Annotated in this window: 20 protein-coding genes, 3 tRNA genes and 1 pseudogene; 14 read left to right on the top strand and 10 right to left on the bottom strand. The window is 67.6% G+C overall.

Going from position 1 to position 18,580, the window contains the following annotated elements; genetic code table 11:
* The first annotated feature begins 3 nt into the window (after positions 1 to 3).
* From C7416_RS11055 to C7416_RS11065, 3 genes are read left to right on the top strand one after another with little or no spacing between them, the layout of a single operon-like run.
* A complete protein-coding gene (locus C7416_RS11055) occupies positions 4 to 654 on the top strand; it encodes an ABC transporter permease (protein WP_111518998.1) in 651 nt (216 codons plus the stop codon).
* A complete protein-coding gene (locus tag C7416_RS11060; RefSeq protein ID WP_111518999.1) occupies positions 651 to 1,826 on the top strand; it encodes an osmoprotectant ABC transporter ATP-binding protein OsmV in 1,176 nt (391 codons plus the stop codon). Before C7416_RS11055 ends, C7416_RS11060 begins: the two co-directional genes overlap by 4 nt.
* A 56-nt stretch (positions 1,827 to 1,882) precedes the next feature.
* Positions 1,883 to 2,257: a hypothetical protein gene (locus C7416_RS11065; protein WP_111519000.1), complete on the top strand. Its 375-nt coding sequence runs from the start codon at positions 1,883 to 1,885 to the stop codon at positions 2,255 to 2,257.
* A 43-nt stretch (positions 2,258 to 2,300) separates the two neighbouring features.
* On the opposite strand, the gene C7416_RS11070 is transcribed toward C7416_RS11065, so the two are convergent.
* Positions 2,301 to 2,390, bottom strand: a tRNA-Ser gene (locus C7416_RS11070).
* Between the two features lie 293 nt (positions 2,391 to 2,683).
* Between C7416_RS11070 and C7416_RS11075 the strand changes: the two genes are divergently transcribed.
* Complete coding sequence (locus tag C7416_RS11075) at positions 2,684 to 3,193, top strand: outer membrane lipoprotein (RefSeq protein ID WP_111519067.1); 510 nt, start codon at positions 2,684 to 2,686, stop codon at positions 3,191 to 3,193.
* Positions 3,194 to 3,274: 81 nt separating this feature from the next.
* On the opposite strand, the gene hemW is transcribed toward C7416_RS11075, so the two are convergent.
* The 5 genes from hemW to C7416_RS11100 form a co-directional block, all read right to left on the bottom strand.
* Complete coding sequence (hemW, locus tag C7416_RS11080) at positions 3,275 to 4,507, bottom strand: radical SAM family heme chaperone HemW (RefSeq protein WP_111519001.1); 1,233 nt, start codon at positions 4,505 to 4,507, stop codon at positions 3,275 to 3,277.
* Complete coding sequence (gene rdgB, locus C7416_RS11085) at positions 4,504 to 5,121, bottom strand: RdgB/HAM1 family non-canonical purine NTP pyrophosphatase (RefSeq protein WP_111519002.1); 618 nt, start codon at positions 5,119 to 5,121, stop codon at positions 4,504 to 4,506. The genes hemW and rdgB overlap by 4 nt, the downstream gene beginning before the upstream one ends.
* Before the next feature lie 15 nt (positions 5,122 to 5,136).
* Positions 5,137 to 5,856 (bottom strand): ribonuclease PH, encoded by a 720-nt coding sequence (gene rph / locus C7416_RS11090; protein ID WP_111519003.1) that lies wholly within the window; start codon positions 5,854 to 5,856, stop codon positions 5,137 to 5,139.
* Between the two features lie 102 nt (positions 5,857 to 5,958).
* Positions 5,959 to 6,873 carry a PP2C family protein-serine/threonine phosphatase gene (locus C7416_RS11095; RefSeq protein ID WP_111519004.1) on the bottom strand — a complete coding sequence of 305 codons (915 nt, stop codon included), beginning with the start codon at positions 6,871 to 6,873 and terminating at the stop codon, positions 5,959 to 5,961.
* Positions 6,874 to 6,946: 73 nt separating this feature from the next.
* On the bottom strand, positions 6,947 to 7,999 hold the full coding sequence (locus tag C7416_RS11100; protein WP_111519005.1) for a serine/threonine protein kinase: 1,053 nt from the start codon (positions 7,997 to 7,999) through the stop codon (positions 6,947 to 6,949).
* A gap of 229 nt (positions 8,000 to 8,228) precedes the next feature.
* Between C7416_RS11100 and C7416_RS11105 the strand changes: the two genes are divergently transcribed.
* From C7416_RS11105 to C7416_RS11120, 4 genes are all read left to right on the top strand, one after another.
* The gene (locus tag C7416_RS11105; RefSeq protein ID WP_111519006.1) at positions 8,229 to 9,164 is read left to right on the top strand and encodes a YicC/YloC family endoribonuclease; all 936 of its coding nucleotides are present in this window, start codon (positions 8,229 to 8,231) and stop codon (positions 9,162 to 9,164) included.
* 18 nt (positions 9,165 to 9,182) lie between these two features.
* Positions 9,183 to 9,857 (top strand): guanylate kinase, encoded by a 675-nt coding sequence (gmk, locus tag C7416_RS11110; RefSeq protein ID WP_111519007.1) that lies wholly within the window; start codon positions 9,183 to 9,185, stop codon positions 9,855 to 9,857.
* A 105-nt stretch (positions 9,858 to 9,962) separates the two neighbouring features.
* Positions 9,963 to 10,166: a DNA-directed RNA polymerase subunit omega gene (gene rpoZ, locus C7416_RS11115; RefSeq protein ID WP_006578656.1), complete on the top strand. Its 204-nt coding sequence runs from the start codon at positions 9,963 to 9,965 to the stop codon at positions 10,164 to 10,166.
* A 205-nt stretch (positions 10,167 to 10,371) separates the two neighbouring features.
* A complete protein-coding gene (locus C7416_RS11120) occupies positions 10,372 to 12,786 on the top strand; it encodes a RelA/SpoT family protein (protein ID WP_111519008.1) in 2,415 nt (804 codons plus the stop codon).
* Between the two features lie 14 nt (positions 12,787 to 12,800).
* Here the strand turns inward: C7416_RS11120 and greB are convergent, their stop codons facing one another.
* Positions 12,801 to 13,364 (bottom strand): transcription elongation factor GreB, encoded by a 564-nt coding sequence (gene greB, locus C7416_RS11125; RefSeq protein WP_111519068.1) that lies wholly within the window; start codon positions 13,362 to 13,364, stop codon positions 12,801 to 12,803.
* A gap of 156 nt (positions 13,365 to 13,520) precedes the next feature.
* On the opposite strand from greB, the gene C7416_RS11130 reads away from it, so the two are divergent.
* From C7416_RS11130 to C7416_RS11140, 3 genes are all read left to right on the top strand, one after another.
* Positions 13,521 to 13,597 (top strand) — tRNA-Arg (locus C7416_RS11130).
* A gap of 183 nt (positions 13,598 to 13,780) precedes the next feature.
* The gene (locus C7416_RS11135) at positions 13,781 to 14,041 is read left to right on the top strand and encodes a hypothetical protein (protein ID WP_018006978.1); all 261 of its coding nucleotides are present in this window, start codon (positions 13,781 to 13,783) and stop codon (positions 14,039 to 14,041) included.
* A gap of 141 nt (positions 14,042 to 14,182) precedes the next feature.
* A tRNA-Met gene (locus C7416_RS11140) sits at positions 14,183 to 14,258 on the top strand.
* A 138-nt stretch (positions 14,259 to 14,396) separates the two neighbouring features.
* Here the strand turns inward: C7416_RS11140 and C7416_RS11145 are convergent.
* Complete coding sequence (locus tag C7416_RS11145; protein WP_111519009.1) at positions 14,397 to 14,678, bottom strand: hypothetical protein; 282 nt, start codon at positions 14,676 to 14,678, stop codon at positions 14,397 to 14,399.
* A 148-nt stretch (positions 14,679 to 14,826) separates the two neighbouring features.
* Here C7416_RS11145 and C7416_RS11150 point away from each other — a divergent pair, with 148 nt between their 5' ends.
* On the top strand, positions 14,827 to 15,510 hold the full coding sequence (locus C7416_RS11150; protein WP_111519069.1) for a Fe2+-dependent dioxygenase: 684 nt from the start codon (positions 14,827 to 14,829) through the stop codon (positions 15,508 to 15,510).
* Positions 15,511 to 15,566: 56 nt separating this feature from the next.
* Here the strand turns inward: C7416_RS11150 and C7416_RS11155 are convergent, their stop codons facing one another.
* Together C7416_RS11155 and pdxR are read right to left on the bottom strand one after the other, a co-directional pair.
* A complete protein-coding gene (locus C7416_RS11155) occupies positions 15,567 to 15,875 on the bottom strand; it encodes a hypothetical protein (RefSeq protein ID WP_018006974.1) in 309 nt (102 codons plus the stop codon).
* Between the two features lie 155 nt (positions 15,876 to 16,030).
* Positions 16,031 to 17,474: pseudogene (gene pdxR / locus C7416_RS11160) on the bottom strand (MocR-like pyridoxine biosynthesis transcription factor PdxR).
* 159 nt (positions 17,475 to 17,633) lie between these two features.
* Here pdxR and C7416_RS11165 point away from each other — a divergent pair.
* Together C7416_RS11165 and C7416_RS11170 are read left to right on the top strand one after the other, a co-directional pair.
* On the top strand, positions 17,634 to 18,077 hold the full coding sequence (locus C7416_RS11165) for a carboxymuconolactone decarboxylase family protein (RefSeq protein ID WP_111519010.1): 444 nt from the start codon (positions 17,634 to 17,636) through the stop codon (positions 18,075 to 18,077).
* A 113-nt stretch (positions 18,078 to 18,190) separates the two neighbouring features.
* Positions 18,191 to 18,502: a hypothetical protein gene (locus C7416_RS11170; protein WP_111519011.1), complete on the top strand. Its 312-nt coding sequence runs from the start codon at positions 18,191 to 18,193 to the stop codon at positions 18,500 to 18,502.
* Positions 18,503 to 18,580: the final 78 nt, after the last annotated feature.

The raw sequence follows: 18,580 nt of genomic DNA on the forward strand, positions 1-18,580 counted from the left end.
CGCATGGACTTGTTCGCATACCTGCAACACAGCTGGCCCACGCTGCTGAAGCTGACCGGCGAGCACCTCGCGCTGGTGGGCTCGGCGGTGGGGCTGGCGATCCTGATCGGGGTGCCGCTGGGCATCCTGATCACGCGCTTCCGTGCGCTGGCCGCACCGCTGCTGGCGCTGGCGACGATCGTGCTGACGCTGCCGTCGATCGCGCTGTTCGGGCTGATGATCCCGATCTTTGCGCGCTTCGGCCATGCGCTCGGCTACGTGCCCGCGGTGACGGCGGTGTTCCTGTACTCGCTGCTGCCGATCATGCGCAACACCTATACCGCGCTGGCCAATGTCGACCCCGGCATCCAGGAAGCGGGGCGCGGCATCGGCATGACCACCTGGCAACGGATGCGGCTGGTGGACCTGCCGCTGGCGGTGCCGGTGATCCTCGGCGGCGTGCGCACCGCCGTGGTCATGAATATCGGGGTTGCCACCATTGCCGCCATCATCGGCGCGGGTGGCCTTGGGGTGCTGATCCTGCAGGCGATCAGCCAGAGCAACATGAGCAAGCTGGCGGTGGGCGCGGTCCTGGTCAGCCTGCTCGCCATCGTGGCGGACGCCTTCCTGCAGTGGTTGCAGCGGGCGCTGACGCCGAAGGGGATCCGTCTATGATCGAACTCGACCAACTCACCAAGTCCTTCCCGCAGAAGGACGGCACCGAGATGCGCGCCGTCGATGCCGTATCGCTGACGGTGCCGCGCGGCGAGATCTGCGTCTTCCTGGGCCCGTCGGGCTGCGGCAAGACCACCACGCTGAAGATGATCAACCGGCTGATCGAGCCGACCTCGGGCACGGTGCGCATCGACGGCGAGGATACGCGCGGGCTCGACGGCGTGGCGCTGCGCCGCAAGATCGGCTACGTGATCCAGCAGATCGGCCTGTTCCCCAACATGACCATCGAAGAGAACATCATGGTGGTGCCGCGCCTGCTGGGCTGGGACAAGAAGCAGTGCCGCGAACGCGCGCGCGAGCTGATGGCGATGGTGCAGCTCGATCCCAACCGGCTGCTGTCGCGCTATCCGCGCGAGCTGTCCGGCGGCCAGCAGCAGCGCATCGGCGTGATCCGCGCGCTGGCGGCCGACGCGCCGCTGCTGCTGATGGACGAGCCCTTCGGCGCGGTCGACCCGATCAACCGCGAGAGCATCCAGAACGAATTCCTGCAGATGCAGCGCCAGCTCGGCAAGACCGTGATCATGGTCTCGCACGATATCGACGAGGCCATCAAGCTGGCCGACAAGGTCGCGGTGTTCCGCCGCGGCAAGCTGGTGCAGTTCGACCACCCCGACGCGCTGCTGGCGCACCCGGCCGATGAGTTCGTGCAGGCCTTCGTCGGCCACGACAACACGCTCAAGCGCCTGCTGCTGGTGCGCGCCGGCGATGCCGCCACCATGCCGCCGAGCTGCCACCCGGGCATGCCGCTGGCGGAGGCGCTGGGCGTGATGGACGACGCCGACGTGCGCCACCTGCCGGTGGTGGACGACGCGCAGGTGGCGCTGGGCTACGTCACGCGCCGCGACGCACGGTCGGGCCAGGGCCAGTGCAGCGACGCGATGCGCCCGTTCGCCGCCACCGCGGCGTTCGACGAGCACCTGCGCATCGTGCTGTCGCGCATGTACCAGCACAACACCAGCTGGCTGCCGGTGATGGGCGCCGATGGCGCCTACCTGGGCGAGGTCACGCAGGAATCGATCGCCGGCTACCTGAGCTCGGGCCGCTCGCGCGGCCAGGCCGGCATGCCGGCGATCCCGGCGGCACCCGCCGCGCCGTTGCGCGCGGCCGCCTGATCGGGCAACCGGACTCGTGCACGCCACGAGCGCGGCCGGCGCGCTATGCTAGAAGCATGCTCCGCTGCTGCCGCTCGCCCCTGTGCCTGGTCATCGAAACCCGCTGGCTGATCCCGCGCGGGTTCGACGGCTTCACGCCCGGGCCGCTGATCCTGCTGCGTCCCGGTGTCACCCAGGCGCTGATCGAGCATGAGAAGGTCCACGTGCGCCAGTTCTGGCGCAGCTGGGGCCTGATGGGCGTGCTCTACCTGGCCAGCCGGCGCTGGCGGCTCCGCTATGAAGTCGAGGCCTACCGCGAGCAACTGCGCCACAGCCCTCCGGGCGCGGCCCGCGGGCTGGCACGCGTGCTGGCCACCAAGTACCGGCTGCGAATATCAGAGGCCGAGGCTTACCGGTTGCTGAAGCAAGACCTGCACGACGAGGCCGAATGAAAAACGGCCCGCACCAGTCGATGGTGCGGGCCGTTTTCTTGTCTGGCGGAAGCGGTGAGATTCGAACTCACGGATGGGTCACCCCATCGGCAGTTTTCAAGACTGCTGCCTTAAACCACTCGGCCACGCTTCCGGAAAAGTGCGGGCATTGTAGCGCGAAAGGACGAGGCCTCCGGCGCAGTGCCGCATGCAGACGCTACGGTCTGGCCGCGCATTATACAAGGCCCGGGCGCCCTGATGGCACTTGCGCCGCGGCAGCGGCGCGGCCGTTGTTCCTGCCACATCTTCTGCTGTGCTGTCGGGCGCTGTCTGACAAGGCGGAACCTTCATATCGCGCCAGCGCTCATATGGTCGTACCGGGCACTGCGGTGTGTGCCGCATCCCCGGCTTTCGCCTGGCAACAGAGGAGAACTCAAAATGCGCAAAATGCGAACCCCAAGCAAGACATGGCTGATCGTTCCGGTGGCCGCGGCGGCTGCGCTGGCCGGTTGTGCGGCGCCATACGGCAGCGGCTACGACCAGGGCTACAACACCGGCTACAACGCGCCGCCCCCGGGTTACCAGAACCCCCATACCTCGCAGGCACCGGCCGGCGCGGTCTACTACGGGCGCGTCGAGTCGATCGAGCCGATCACCACCACGCAAGGCAGCTCGGGCCTGCTCGGCACCGTGATCGGCGGCGCCGCGGGCGGCCTGCTGGGCCACCAGATCGGCGGCGGGCGCGGCCAGACCGCGGCGACCATCGGCGGTGCCGTGGTCGGCGCCGTGGCCGGCAACCAGATCGAGAAGCGCGCGGGCAGCAATACGCAGACGGTCTATCGCGTGAACGTGCGGCTGGATGACGGCCGCCTCGCCACGGTGACGCAGTCCAACCTGGGCAGCCTGCAAGTTGGCATGCGCGCGCGCGTCGCCAACGACATGGCCACGCCGTACTGACCGGCCAGCCTGACGTTTGCCAGAAGTCAAAGGCCACGCGCTAGCGTGGCCTTTTTTTATCGCTGCCGGTGTGCGGGCCGGTCAGTCCTTCAGGAACATCTCCTGCAGGTCGTTGAGGAAGCGCCGGCCCAGCTCGGTGGGGCGGATCGTGGTCAGGTCGGCTTCCAGCAAGCCTTTTTTCTCGGCCTCGGCCAGCTGCTTGCTGATGGTGTGCAGCGGCAACCCGGTGTAGTCGTGGAAGCTCGAGGCCGGCACGCCGTCGGTCAGGCGCAGTGCATTGAGCATGAACTCGAACGGCAGTTCGTCGGCGCCGACGTCGCGCGCTTCCTGCACCGCGTTGCCGGCCATGGCCTGCGCCATGTAGGTTGCCGGATGCTTGTGCCGCATCTGGCGCAGCACGCGCTGCGGGAACGACAGCTTGCCGTGCGCGCCGGCGCCGATGCCAAGATAGTCGCCGAAGCGCCAGTAGTTGAGGTTGTGGCGCGCCTCGCGATGCGGCTTCGCATACGCCGAGGTCTCGTAGTGCCGATAGCCCGCCGCGGCGGTGCGCGCTTCGATCCAGTCCTGCATCTCGTACGCCGTGTCGTCGTCGGGCAGTGCCGGCGGAAACTTCGCGAACAGCGTGTTCGGCTCCAGCGTCAGGTGGTACAGCGACAGGTGCGTGGTGCCGCAGGCCAGCGCGGCCTCGACGTCCGCCTGGCATTCCTGCAGGGTCTGGCCCGGCAGCGCGTACATCAGGTCCAGGTTGATGTTGTCGAAGCTGGCCTGGGCGATGTCGATGGCACGGCGCGCTTCGGCGCCGCCGTGGATGCGGCCCAGTGCCTGCAGGTGCCGGTCATTGAAGCTCTGGATGCCAATCGACAGCCGGTTGATGCCGCTGGCGCGGTAGCTGGCGAACTTGTCGGCTTCGAAGGTGCCTGGATTGGCCTCCATCGTGATCTCGGCATCGGCGTCGAGCGGCAGCAGGGCGCGGATATCCGACAGCAGCCGGTCCATGCCCGCCGCCGACAGCAGGCTGGGCGTGCCGCCGCCGATAAAGACGGTATGCACCGGGCGGCCCCATACCAGCGGCAGCGACTGCTCCAGGTCCGCGCGCAGCGCGTCGAGGTAGAGGTCTTCCGGAATTTCGTGGTTGTCGGCGCCGGGCGCGGCGTGCGAGTTGAAATCGCAATACGGGCACTTGCGCACGCACCACGGGATATGCACGTACAGCGACAGCGGCGGCGAGCCGGGCAGGCTGATCTGCCCGGGCTTGAGCCACAGCTGCTTGCTGTCCACGGGCACGGACGCGGAGGCCGGTACGATCGGAATCATCGGGTGGCAGGCTCCGCGGCCTCGGCCTGCAGCCGGGCCACCAGGGCGCGCAGCGCCTGGGCACGGTGGCTGACGCGGTTCTTCTCTTCCGGCGGCAGCTCGGCCGCGGTCTTGCCCAGCGCCGGCAGCAGGAAGTGGGGGTCGTAGCCGAAGCCGCCCGCGCCGCGCGGCGCGTCGACGACCTCGCCATGCCACACCCCTTCGGCGATGATCGGGCAGGGGTCCTCGGCGTGGCGCACGAACACCAGCACGCAGTAATAGTACGCGTGCCGGTTCAGCTTGCCGGCCAGCTGCGAGACCAGGTAGGCGTTGTTGGCCGAGTCCGACTTGGCCTGTCCGGCCATCTGCGCATAGCGCGCGGAATAGACGCCGGGCGCGCCCCCCAGCGCCTGCACGCAGATGCCGGAGTCGTCGGCCAGCGCGGGCAGGTCGGCAAGCCGGCTGGCGTGGCGGGCCTTGGCCAGCGCGTTCTCGACGAAGGTGGCAAAGGGCTCTTCGGCCTCGGGGATGCCAAGCTCGCCCTGCGTTACCACGTCAAAGCCGAGCGGCGCCAGCAGCGCGCCGAATTCGCGCAGCTTGCCGGGATTGTTGGAGGCCAGGACCAGGCGTTGCATCGCGGGCTCCGGGGCTCAGGCCAGGCCCAGCGCTTCGCGCTGGAGCTGCACCAGGCGGGCGATGCCGGCTTCGGCCAGGCGCGTCATGGCATCGAGGTCGGCGCGGCTGAAGGGCGCGCCTTCGGCGGTGCCCTGCACTTCGACAAAGCCGCCGCTGCCGGTCATGACCACGTTCATGTCGGTGTCGCAATTGCTGTCCTCGGCGTAGTCGAGGTCCAGCACCGGCACACCGTCGACCATGCCGACCGAGACCGCGGCGACATGGTCGCGGATCGGGCTGGCGGCGATCAGGCCGTCGCGCAGCATGGTCGCGACCGCGTCGTGGGCGGCGACAAAGGCGCCGGTGATGGCCGCGGTGCGGGTGCCGCCGTCGGCTTGCAGCACGTCGCAGTCGAGGTGCAGGGTGTATTCGCCCAGCGCCGCCAGGTCGAATACCGAGCGCATGGCGCGGCCGATCAGGCGCTGGATTTCCTGGGTGCGGCCGGTCTGCTTGCCGCGCGCGGCCTCGCGGTCGGAACGCGTATGCGTGGCGCGCGGCAGCATGCCGTACTCGGCCGTGACCCAGCCTTCGCCGCTCCCCTTCTTGTGCGGCGGTACCTTGGCCAGCACGCTGGCGGTGCACAGCACCTTGGTATCGCCAAAGGCGCACAGGACCGAGCCTTCGGCGTGGCGGGTGTAGTGGCGGGTAAGGCTGATGGAACGCAGCGCATCGGCTGCGCGGCCGCTGGGTCGCATGAGATGGTTTGTCCGCAAGGGGTAGAGAGGAGAGACCGCGATTCTACCGCTGCCGGCCGGTGTGCGCTGGCGCGCCGCCCCGGCCGGCCCCTGCGGGTGCCATCACCGCATCAGGTTGCTGGTCTTGTCGATGGCGGCGCGGATCTCGGCGATCGAGCGCTCGATCTCTTCCTCGGACAGCAGGTCGCTGTCGGTGCCGTTGCGCTCGAGGATCGAGGTGGTGAAGGCGTTGAGCGGCAGGGTGTCGGTCATCACCGCATCCTGGCCGGCGGTGGTGTTGTCCAGCTCCCACATCATGGCGATACCGGTGGTGTTGTCGGCACCTTCGCCGGCCTGCTGCAGCGCCTGGTCGATCAGCGCCGGCACCGCCTGCACCACCGACAAGCGCGACAGCTTGTCCACCAGCACCGGCTCGTCGAGCGGGCCCCACAGGCCGTCGGAGCAGAGCAGGGCGACGTCGCCCGGCTCCAGCCGCACCGGCCCGCCCAGGTCGATCAGCGGCAGGTTGGGCGAGCCCAGGCAGTTGTAGAGCTTGTTGCGCTCGGGGTGGTTGGCCACCTCCATCGGCAGCACGCGCTCCTGCTGCAGCAGGTTCTCGATCTTGGAGTGGTCGCGCGTGCGCGTCAGCAGCCGGCCCTTGCGCAGCAGGTAATAGCGCGAATCGCCGGCATGGGCCCAGTGGATCTGGCCGTGCTGCACCAGGCAGCAGACCACCGTGGTGCGGGGCACGTCGGCCATCTGGTTGGCCTCGGCATAGCGGTGGATCTCGCGGTGCGCCAGCATGATGGTGTCCTGCAGGAACTCGGCCGGGTTGCGCACCGCGGGCCGCGCCTGCAGCTGGAACTGGCGCGCCAGGGTCTGCAGCGCCTGCTGCGCGGCGACTTCGCCGTGGGCGTGGCCGCCCAGGCCGTCGGCCAGCACCATCAGCAGTGCGTCGCGCGTGAAGCAATAGCCCATGCGGTCCTGGTTGACGCGGCGGCCGCCCTTCCTGCTTTCCTGGTAGACAGAGAATCGCATGTTGGCTGGTTGGCTTTCGTGGGGTTCGATGGCCCGGCAGCGTGCGCGGGGGCGCCGCGGCCGGGTTTGTGATTCAGTCGACGCTCGCGCCGGGTGCCGGCTCGTCGCGCCGGCGCAGCAGCGTCAGGAAGCGCGAGGTCGCGGGCGCTTTTTCCGGCGGCATGGGGGCGGGTGCCGGGGCCTGGGTCGAGGGCGCCAGCGCCTGCTCGCCCAGCGCGTTGGTCTGCTCGCGCAGTTCCTTCTGCAGCCGGAACACGCTCTGCGGGCGGCCCGAAGGCTCCAGCCGCAGGCACCACTCGACCAGGTCGACCAGGCCGTTGGTATAGCTGCTGCGCAGCCGCATCAGCGCCTCGCCCATGCGGTCGTCCTTCTCGCGCTGGTTGGCTTCCTGCGGTGGCAGTCCGGCCATGCAGGCGTAGAGCGTCGCGCCCAGGCTGTAGATGTCGGTCCACGGGCCCAGGTCAGTGTGCTTGCCGTACAGTTCCGGCGCGGCGAAGCCGGGCGTGTACATCGGCTGGAAGCGCGCCGCCTCCATGGTCAGGGTCTGCCGCGCGGCGCCGAAATCCAGCAGGATGGGGGACTCGTCCTCGCGCAGGTAGATGTTGCCGGGCTTGATGTCCAGGTGCAGCAGCTTGTGGATATGCACTTCGCGCAGGCCGCTCATCAGGTCGTGGAACACCTTGCGGATGAAATGCTCGCGCAGCACCTTGGCGCGGCCCTGCTGCCGGGCCGCCAGCACATGCTCCTGCAGCGTCTTGCCCAGCTCGTAGTTCATCACCATGTAGACGGTGGCGTTCTCGCGGAAGAAGTTCACCACGCGCACCACGCTGGGATGGGAAATGCGGGCCAGCGAGCGGCCCTCTTCGAAGAAGTACTTCAGGCCCAGCCGGAACGCCGCGGCGTTTTCCTCGGGCACCACGGGGATCAGTTCGCCCGGGTTGCGCCGCGCCAGCGACGACGGCAGGTACTCCTTGATGGCGACCGGCGCGCCGGTTTCGTCGGTGGCCAGGTAGACGAAACTGAACCCCCCGCTGGCCAACTTCTTTACAATACGATAGTTGGACAGCAGCGTGCCGACGGGCAGCGGTGCACTCTTCGGTTGTGGCGTGCCCTTTGGCTCTGTCATGGGAATAGGACCGGAGTTGCCCCCGCGGATTTGCCTCCGGACGGATTTGCCTCCGGATTGTCCGGGCTAATCGGTCACTTGTAAAGAACACAAATACGGGCGTTATTGCCCGCCTTTCAACGTTTTGAGGGCGCCCCCAGCAGGCTGCGCCGCGCGCCGGCCGGGCGGGCGTCCGCCGGCAGGCCGCGGCCGCTTCGCGCCGGTGCGGCGCCAATCACGAGAACAACCAATGATCCACAGCATGACAGGCTACGGCCTGGCGACGCGCCAGGCGCCATTGACCAACGCGCAGGGCGAGCCCAGCGGGCGCACCGCGTCCGTCTCGGTGGAATTCCGCACTGTCAATTCGCGTTTCCTCGACCTGTTGTTCCGGGCCCCCGAGGAGTGCCGCGCGTTCGAGCCGGCGTTGCGCGAGATGCTGATGGCCGAGCTGTCGCGCGGCAAGCTGGAATGCCGCATCAACCTGCAGCGCACCGATGCCGGCGGCGCCACGCTGGCGCTCAACGACGGGCTGCTGGCGCAGATCCGCGCGCTCGAAACCACCGTGGCCGCCACCTTCAGCAGCGCCGGCACCCTGCGCATGGGCGAGATCCTGCGCTGGCCCGGCGTGCTGGTCGAGCCGGAGCTGTCGCAGGAGGCGCTGCGCGAGGCCGTGCTCGGCGCCGCGCGCGAGGCGCTCGACCAGCTGCTCGAAGCGCGCCGCCGCGAGGGCGACGCGCTCAAGGCCACGCTGACCGAGCGCATCGACGCCATGCTCGCGATCGTCGAGCGCCTGACTCCGACCATCCCGCAGCTGATCGCGCATCATCAGGAAAAGCTGACCGAGCGCCTGCAGGAAGCCTTCAACCTGGCCGCGCCCAACGGCATGCCGGCGATGAGCCGCGACGAGATCGCCGAGCGCATCCGCCAGGAAGCCACCGTCTATGGCATCCGCATCGATATCGCCGAAGAGCTGTCGCGGCTGCAGGCGCACCTGAACGAAACCCGCCATATCCTGAAGAAGGGTGGCCAGGTGGGCAAGCGCCTGGACTTCATGATGCAGGAGCTCAACCGCGAGGCCAACACGCTGGGCTCCAAGGCCGCCGCCAAAGAGCTGGCCGATGCCTCGATGGAGCTCAAGCTGCTGATCGAGCAGATGCGCGAGCAGGTCCAGAATCTAGAGTAAGACAGTCACTGAAACATCATGAGCCCAACTTCTCCAACGGCCTCCGCTCCGACCTCGCACACCGCCATCGACACCGTCTACCCCGGCAACCTCTTCATGGTGGTGGCACCCTCGGGCGCGGGCAAGTCGACGCTGGTCAACGCGCTGCTGGCGCAGGACCCGGCCATCCGCCTGTCGATCTCGCACACCACGCGCGCGCCGCGCCCGGGCGAGGAGGACGGCCGCGAGTACCACTTCGTCACCGTCGATGCCTTCCGCAGCGCGCGCGACCGCGGCGACTTCCTGGAATGGGCCGAGGTGCACGGCAACTACTACGCGACCTCGCGCGTGTGGATCGAGCAGCAGATGGCGCAAGGCAACGACGTGCTGCTCGAGATCGACTGGCAGGGCGCGCAGCAGGTGCACCAGCGTTTTTCCAACGCGGTGGAGATCTTCATCCTGCCGCCGTCGCTGACCGCGCTGGAAGAGCGCCTGAAGAAGCGCGGCCAGGACGAGCCCAACGTGATCGTGCGCCGCCTGCTGGCCGCGGGCAGCGAAATGGCCCACGCCTCGGAGTCGGACTACGTCATCATCAACGAGGTGTTCGACGATGCGCTGGAGCAGTTGCGCAACATCATCAGCGCCACGCGGCTGCGCTTTTCCTCGCAGAAGGCGCGGCACGCGGAGCTGTTCATCGAGCTTGGCATCCACTGAAACGATGCCCGCCGATGACAGCCGCGCGGGGCGCCGCCGGCGTTTCCCGCCGCGTGCTGTAAAATAGCAACCCAACGTAAGGTTTTGTCCCAAGGTGGATTTGATATGGCGCGTATTACCGTCGAAGATTGTCTGAAACACATTCCGAATCGTTTCGAGCTCGCGCTGGCGGCCACGTACCGTGCGCGCCAGCTGGTGCAGGGCCACACGCCCAAGGTCGAAGCGAAGGACAAGCCGACCGTGGTGGCACTGCGCGAGATCGCGTCGGGCCAGGTCGGCATCGAGATGCTGAAAAAGGTCCCGACCTGATCGACCAGGCGGCCCATGGCTCATCCCTGCATCGTGCCAGCACTGTTCCAGGCTCTCCAGCCGGATTCCCCGGGCCGCCGCCATGCCATCGCCGCATCCGCCCTCCAAGCCTCCATCCCAGCCGTCGCCGACCGCGGTCGTGCCGGCGCCTGGCGATGCGGCCCCGCCCGCGGCGCGTAAGCGCACCATTCCGGGCCAGTCTTCCGTGAACGCGCGCACCGGCGCTCCCAATCTTCCCGATCCGCTCGGCGACGATGTCGTCGGCGAGCGCGCCGTCGCGCCCGCGCTGGCACCGGGCAAGGCGCGCGGCGCGGCAGTGCAGGATGAACTGGTCGCGGCGCAGCAAGTGGCGCCGCCGGCAGCCGACAGCCTGTTTATCGATGCAGTGCTGGCGCAGTCATACCGGCACTTCTTCGGCCCGACCTCGCAGCCGGCGGTGCCGCCGCGCCAGCAGGTCATCTCCATCACCCGGCTGATGGAGAAGCTCGCGTACCTGAAGGCGCCGGACCTGGCGCGCGTACGCGAGGCCTTCCAGTTTTCCGACGAGGCCCACCTGGGCCAGTATCGCCAGAGCGGCGAGCCCTATATCACCCATCCGGTGGCGGTGGCCGAGCTGTGCGCGGACTGGAAGCTGGACGTGCAGTCCATCATGGCGGCGCTGCTGCACGACGTGATGGAAGACCAGGGCATCACCAAGAGCGAGCTGGCCGAGAAATTCGGTCCGAAGGTCGCCGAACTGGTCGATGGCCTGACCAAGCTGGACAAGCTCGAATTCCAGAGCCGCGAGCAGGCGCAGGCGGAAAGCTTCCGCAAGATGCTGCTGGCGATGGCGCGCGACGTGCGCGTGATCCTGGTGAAGCTGGCCGACCGTACGCACAACATGCGCACGCTCGACTTCGTGCCGCCGGAGAAGCGCCGCCGCATCGCGCTCGAGACCATGGAGATCTATGCGCCGATCGCGCACCGTCTCGGTCTCAACACGATCTACCGCGAGCTGCAGGAGCTGTCGTTCAAGGTCGGCTCGCCGTTCCGCTACGCCACGCTCGAGAAAGCCGTCAAGGCTGCGCGCGGCAACCGGCGCGAGGTGGTCAAGCGCATCCTCGAGGCCGCGCAGAAGGCGCTGGCCGATGCCGGCATCGTTGCCGAACTGTCCGGGCGCGAGAAGACGCTGTACAGCATCTACCGCAAGATGCACGACAAGCAGCTGTCGTTCTCGCAGGTGCTGGACGTGTACGGGTTCCGCGTGGTGGTGGAAACGCAGATGCACTGCTACATGGCGATGGGCGCGCTGCACGGTTTGTACAAGCCGATGCCGGGCAAGTTCAAGGACTACATCGCGATCCCCAAGATCAACGGCTACCAGTCGCTGCACACCACGCTGGTGGGGCCGTTCGGCACGCCGGTGGAGTTCCAGATCCGCACGCGCGACATGCACCAGATCGCCGAGGCCGGCGTGGCCGCGCACTGGATGTACAAGCACCAGGCCGACCACGCCAACGATATCCAGCAGCAGGCGCACCAGTGGCTGCAGTCGCTGCTCGATATCCAGAGCCAGACCGGCGATTCGCAGGAATTCCTCGAGCACGTCAAGATCGACCTGTTCCCCGACGCGGTCTACGTGTTCACGCCCAAGGGCCATATCCGCGCGCTGCCGCGCGGCGCCACCGCGCTGGACTTTGCCTACGCGGTGCACAGCGACCTGGGCAACCAGTGCGTCGCGGTCAAGATCAACAACGAGATGCTGCCGCTGCGCACCGAGCTGAAGAGCGGCGACATCGTCGAGGTGGTGACGGCCCCGTATTCCAAGCCCAACCCCGCGTGGCTGTCGTTCGTGCGCACCGGCAAGGCGCGCGCGGCGATCCGCCACTACCTGAAGACCACCAAGCTGGACGAGGCGATCCAGCTGGGCGAGCGCCTGCTGGAGCAGTCGGCGCGCCAGCTCGGCATCGAGCTGAAGGCGGTGCCGCAGTCGGTGTGGGACCGCATGATCCAGTGGACCGGCAACAAGCAGCGCGAAGACATCTTCGCCGACCTGGCGCTGGGCCGGCGCGTGCCGGCGGTGGTGGCCAAGCGCATGGAGATCCTGCTGCAGGAGTTGTCCGGCGATGTCGACAGCGCGCTGCTGGCGGCGGTGCAGACCTTTGCCGGCGAGGAAGCGCCCGCGGTGCCGATTACCGGCGACGAGGGCATGTCGATGATCTTCTCGGCATGCTGCCGCCCGATCCCCGGCGATTCCATTGTCGGCTACCTGGGCAAGGGCGAGGGGCTGCAGATCCACGTGCAGGACTGCAAGATCGCCAAGCGCCTGCACAGCAAGGATCCGGAGCACTGGATCGACGTGATGTGGGCCAAGAAGACCACGCGCGCCTTCGATGTGTCGATCAAGGTGATGGTGCGCAACGTCAAGGGCATCGTCGCACGCGTCGCGGCGGACCTGACCGCGGCCGACGCCAACGTCGCCCACGTAGCGATGGAGCAGCAGGACGCCGGCCAGCAGGAAGCCACCTACATGCAGTTCATCATCCAGGTGCAGAACCGCCTGCACCTGGCCAACGTGATGCGCGGGCTGCGCCGCAATCCCGACGTCATTCGCATCTTCCGCGACCGCAACGACAATTAGGCGGGCCCGCGCGCCTATTGTTTCTTCGCGGGGTAGCGAACTTCCAGGATATCGATCTGCTCGACGCCGGCCGGCGTGCGCAACGCCACGGTGTCGCCTTCGCGCGCCTTGAGCAGCGCCTTGGCGATGGGCGAGATCCAGCTGACGTGGTTGTGGTCGAGGTCGACCTCGTCCATGCCGACGATGGTGATGGTGGTCTCTTCGCCCGACGCATGCGCGTAGGTGACGGTGGCGCCAAAGAAGATCTGGTCGTTGTCGCCCTGCAGGGACGGGTCGACCACTTCGGCCTTGTCCAGGCGGCGCGTCAGGAAACGGATGCGGCGGTCGATCTCGCGCAGGCGCTTCTTGCCATAGAGATAGTCGCCGTTCTCGGAGCGGTCGCCATTCGACGCCGCCCACGACACGATCTGCACCACGTCGGGCCGCTCGACATCGATCAGCTGCATCAGTTCATTGCGCAGGCGCGCATAGCCGTCCGCGGTGATGTAGTTCTTGGTGCCGGGTGGCAGCGGCGCTGCGCCTTCGGGGAGATCGTCGTCCTCGTCGCCGGAGGACTCTTTGACAAATGCCTTGTTCATGGTCCGCATCACTTCTTCAGTCTGCCATTATAGGAAAAGCCCGCCGGCAGGCCGCGCCAGGGCGGGCCTGCGTCGACCCGCCGCGATAAAGATCACAAAAAAGTTGGAAGGGGGCTTCACAAAAACGAAAACTGGGTTATAATCTTTTTCTCGCGTGCGGCTGTAGCTCAGTTGGATAGAGTACTTGGCTACGAACCAAGGGGTCGTGGGTTCGAATCCTGCCAGCCGCGCCACCTATGCAGAAAGAAGAGGGCTTCCGGAAACGGAAGCCCTTTTTCTTTGCCACTCAGTTTGTGCCGCTAAGCTTGTGTGCGCCGTCTTGCCGCGCACTCGCGTTATGCCTTGCGGTCGCGCGTGGCGCCTCCTAGTCTCGAAGAACCATCACTGAAATCATCACTGAAGCGGGAGTCGCTCGCATGGACAACGCTGACTGGCGCGTCGAGGCATATCGCGGCATGGACGTCTACGTCCTGGTGTCGCCGCAGGGGCAGGGCAGCATCGGTCGTTGGGGTTACGAGGTGCGCGTGTCGCAGGAAGGAGCCGATCCGGCCGATGCCGGCGATACCGAACTGCTCGCCAGCGGACCGCAGCAGTTCGCCACGCGCCATGCGGCCGAGGTGGCTGCGTTCGGCGCCGGCTATGCGCTGGTCGATCGCCTGCTGGGACCTGCTGAATAAGCTGTGCTCGCCGTCGCCTGTGCGGCGATTTATATCACGTTGTGATGTATCAACTTGCCCGCGGCGCGAACGATTTGCTGTGCCGACGCAAATAGTGCTTGCCATGCGCCGTCGGATCACCCATAATCCATCTCCTTCAGACGCGGGGTGGAGCAGTTGGCAGCTCGTCGGGCTCATAACCCGAAGGTCGCAGGTTCAAGTCCTGCCCCCGCAACCAACACCCTGGCATAGTCAGCCGCGGCAACCGCCGCAATCTTCCTGCGTTGTTTCTCAGGCCGACCGGCCAAATCCCCTTAGTGTTTTGACAGCGGTGCCAATGTGGCCAGTGCACGCATGGACTCGCAACGCATCAATGTCATGCGGGCACGCGTTCCGCGGCAAGCCTGAAGGTGTCGCGCACCAGCGGCTGGTCTTCGCGTTCGGCCGCGTCGGCACGATCGCGCAAGCGCGCGGCGAGCACCGTCAGCGTTCCCTGTGCCTGCGGCCCGCCGGCGGCCTGGCACTTGGTCACGGCTTCGCGCATCACCGCATCGAGTTCGCCGCTGACGTCGGCGCCGTCAAAGGCGCTGACCGAAAGGGCCGAGATGCGTTCCACGTAGAGATTGACCAGCGCTTCGTCGTGTAGCGGTTCGGACATGTCTGCTCCTTGTCGATGACGGCATACCCAACCATTGTAGTGAAGGCGCCGCCTGCCCGGGATCAAACAATAATGATTCTTGTTCGGGGCCTGCGCGGGCTTCCCATACAATGGGCGCCTGCCGATTTATCCCGACGTACAAGCCATCATGATGCTGCAGATCCCCGACGTATTGACCAAGACCCAGGTCGCGCAAGTGCGCGAGATCATCGACGCGGCACCCTGGGCCGACGGCAACGAAACCTCGGGCCACCAGTCGGCGCTGGCCAAGCGCAACCTGCAGCTGCCCGAGGGTTCGCCGGCGGCGCGGCAAGTGGGCGACCTGATCCAGGACGCGCTGGGCAACCATGCATTGTTCTTTTCGGCGGCGCTGCCGCTGAAGGTCTATCCGCCGCTGTTCAACCGCTATGAGGGCGGGCGTACCTTTGCCAACCATGTCGACAACGCGATCCGCTACCTGCGCGGCACCAGCTTCCGCATCCGCAGCGACCTGTCGGCGACGCTGTTCCTGACCGAGCCGGACGACTACGACGGCGGCGAACTGGTGATCGAGGACACCTACGGCCAGCAGCGCGTGAAACTGCCGGCCGGGCACATGGTGCTGTACCCGGCCACCAGCATCCATCACGTGACACCGGTCACGCGCGGCGCGCGGGTGTCATCGTTCTTCTGGATCCAGAGCATGGTCCGCGACGACGGCCAGCGCGCGGTGCTGTTCGAGCTGGATGGGCGCATCCGCCAGGTGGCGCAGCAGCTCGGCCAGGCGGACGAATCGGTGATCGGCCTGACCGGCGTCTATCACAATCTGCTGCGGCGCTGGGCCGACGCCTGAGCGCTGCCGGCGCCCGTGCGGGGGCGCGGCGCTGGATCAGGGGATGCGGAGGGCGACTAGTCGTCGCGCCGTCGCTGGTTCTGCAGCAGCTCGATGGGAGAAGGCTGGATGCGCCGCCTGGCCGGACGCAGCGCCCGGTTCGGCCACAGCACATAGTTGGTGTGCGGGTCCAGCGGCTTGCCGAAGTACGAGACCCAGACCTGTACGCCCTGCTCGGTTTCGGCAACGATGGCCGCGACGGCGCGCGCCGCGGCGGACGGGGACTTGAGCAGCTCGGCCAGGGCTTCGACGCCCTGCACGACATGGTGCTTCACCCCTGCAAACCATGCGTACTGACGCATGGCGGACAACAAACGCTTGGTCATGAACGCGACTCGGGTTGTTTGGAAGTGCGAATGAGACTTTCGTACATCCGTTTTGTTCACAGCAAATTCGCCCGGCAAGTATGACTGAGGTGCCATGTCGAAGATGTGTCACCTGGTTGCCGCGCGTGGCTGGCGTCTCCCTGGTGCCGGCCGCATCACGCGGTGCGCGGCGGGGCGGGAGCCAAGGCAGAGAGTACCATCGCCAGCCGGTCCAGGGCAGGGTCGATATCCAGCAGATCGATCGCGCCGAAGCCCAACAGCAGCCCCGCGCAACTGGGTGGCGGACTGGCATAGCAGGGATCAAGCGTGGCGAGTTCCAGGTCCGCCAGCCGCGCCATCGACACCAGCGCCTCGGTGGCCACCGGCACCCGCAGCCGTGCCGCCAGATGGAAGCCGGCCACCGCAGGCAACGGCTCCAGCCACGGCGACAGGTCGCCCTGCAGCCGCGCCAGCAGGCGCGCGCGGCGCTGGGCATGGCGCGCATGCGAACGCCGGATATGGCGCAGCAGGTGGCCTTCGGACAGGAAGCGCGCCAGCGCCTGCTGCAGCAGCGTCGGCGTGTACCAGTCCATCAGGTGCTTGACCTTGCGCGCCGCCGGCATCAGCCACGGCGGCACCACCAAGTAACCGCCGCGCAGGTTGGCCGCCAGGGTCTTGGAGAACGTGCCGAGGTAGACCACGCGGCCGTGCCGGTCGAGCGTCTGCAGCGCGTCCAGCGCCTGGCCGCCGTAGCGGAACTCGCTGTCGTAGTCGTCCTCCAGGATCACCGCATGGCGGCGCGCGGCCCAGTCGAGCAGGGCCTGGCGCCGCGCCAGGCTCATCGGCACGCCCAGCGGCGACTGGTGCGAGGGCGTGACATAGACCAGGGTGGCGTCGTTGGGCAGCGCCGCCACCACCAGGCCTTCGTCGTCGACCGGCACCGGCACGACCCGCGCGCCAAGACCCTGGAACAAGTGCCATGGGGTAGCCGGGATCCTCCATCGCCACCACGGCGCCCGGCCCGAGCAGCAGCCGCGCCAGCAGGTCGATGCCCTGCTGCGCGCCGCTGGTGACGAGGATGTCGGTCGGCGCGCTCTGCACGCCGCGAGTAAAGGCGATATGGCGCGCGATCGCCTGGCGCAGCGGCATCTCGCCGGCGGCATCGGCCGGGCCGGGCGCGCGCGTGCGCTCGGCCGCCAGCGCCGCGCGCACGCAGCGCGCCCAGGCCTCGTGCGGAAACCGGGTGGTATCGGCCTGGCCCGGCTGGAAGGCATAGCGGGCGCCGCCCGCCGGGGCCAGGAACGGCGTCGGCACGGCCAGCCAGCGCTGCACTGCTGGCGGCAGCACCGGCGCCACGGCGATGCGCACCGCCGGCCCCGCCAGGCCCTGCGCGACATAGGTGCCGTCGCCGACACGCGCGTGCAGCCAGCCTTCCGCCACCAGCCGCTCGTAGGCGGTGGTCACGGTCTTGCGCGCCACACCCAACTGCGTGCCGAGCAGGCGCGACGGCGGCATGCGCGCGCCGGCTTCGAGCCGGCCGCCCTGGATCGCGTCGCGGATGTGGTGGACGATCTGCGCGGTCAGGTTGCCGGCGTGGTCCAGGGCCAGATGCAGTTCCATGGCGGATGGGTTGATCTCGATTGGCCTACTGATTTTGCCAAAAATTGGCAGTGTACGGAGCCAATGCGGGGGTCTATCTTTCATTCCGTCGGGCGCGAAACCAGCGCCCGCTGCATCGAACCTGAATCCAACCTGCTGAACCGCTTAAGGAGATCGATCATGGAAGAACGGATGAACTGGCAAGACGTGGCCCCCGACGCCTACAAGGCAATGATCGGCGTCGAGGTCTACCTGGCGCGCTGCTCGCTGGAAACCACGCTGAAGGAACTGGTCAAGATCCGCGCCTCGCAGATCAACGGCTGCGCCTTCTGCCTGGACATGCACATCACCGACGCGCGCAAGCACGGCGAAAGCGAGCGCCGCCTGAGCCTGCTGCCGGCCTGGCGGGAAGTCAGCTGGTTCACCCCGCGCGAGCGCGCCGCGCTGGCGTGGACCGAGGCGCTGACGCTGCTGCCGCAAAGCCAGGCGCCGGATGCGGACTACCAGGCGCTGCGCGAGCAGTTCTCGGAAAAGGAAATGGCCGACCTGACGCTGCTGATCTCGGCCATCAACGCCTGGAACCGCTTTGGCGTCGGCTTCCGCCGCCAGCCGCCGGCGCTCTGACGCCAGCACTCCTGGCTGCCTGACCAGCGCGCGCCGGCTTGTCGATTGACAAGCCGGCGCGCGCTGCTTTAGCTTTGTTTCGAGTGTGACGTCACCTCGCCAGGAGTCTGCCCATGACCGAAGACACCCTGCTGCAACTGATGACGGAAGTCGAGAAGGAGGACCCGATCGACTACGCCGACCTGCCGTTCGATGACGCCGCGCTGCGCCGGCTGGCCTGCCGCCTGATCGCCGAACGCTCCAGCGAGCTGGAAGCCTCCGGCCTGCCGGTGGAGGCACTGCTGGCCACGATGTGGGCCTCGACCGCCAAGCTGGTGCTGGAGAACCTGGTGCTCAACGCGCGCCTGCTGACGCTGCAGGGCCAGCCCGACGACGCGCGCGCCCTGATCGAGCGCATCGCCCGCCAGTCGCGCGGCGACGCCTGATTCGTCGCCGGCCGGCATGTGCGCCGGCCCCGCCATGTGCCGCAGCCGGCGCAAGCTGCGGTGCCCCCGCCGTTTCGC

It is taken from the genome of Cupriavidus phytorum, assembly GCF_003254285.1.
In the GTDB taxonomy this organism is placed as follows: Bacteria; Pseudomonadota; Gammaproteobacteria; order Burkholderiales; family Burkholderiaceae; genus Cupriavidus; species Cupriavidus phytorum.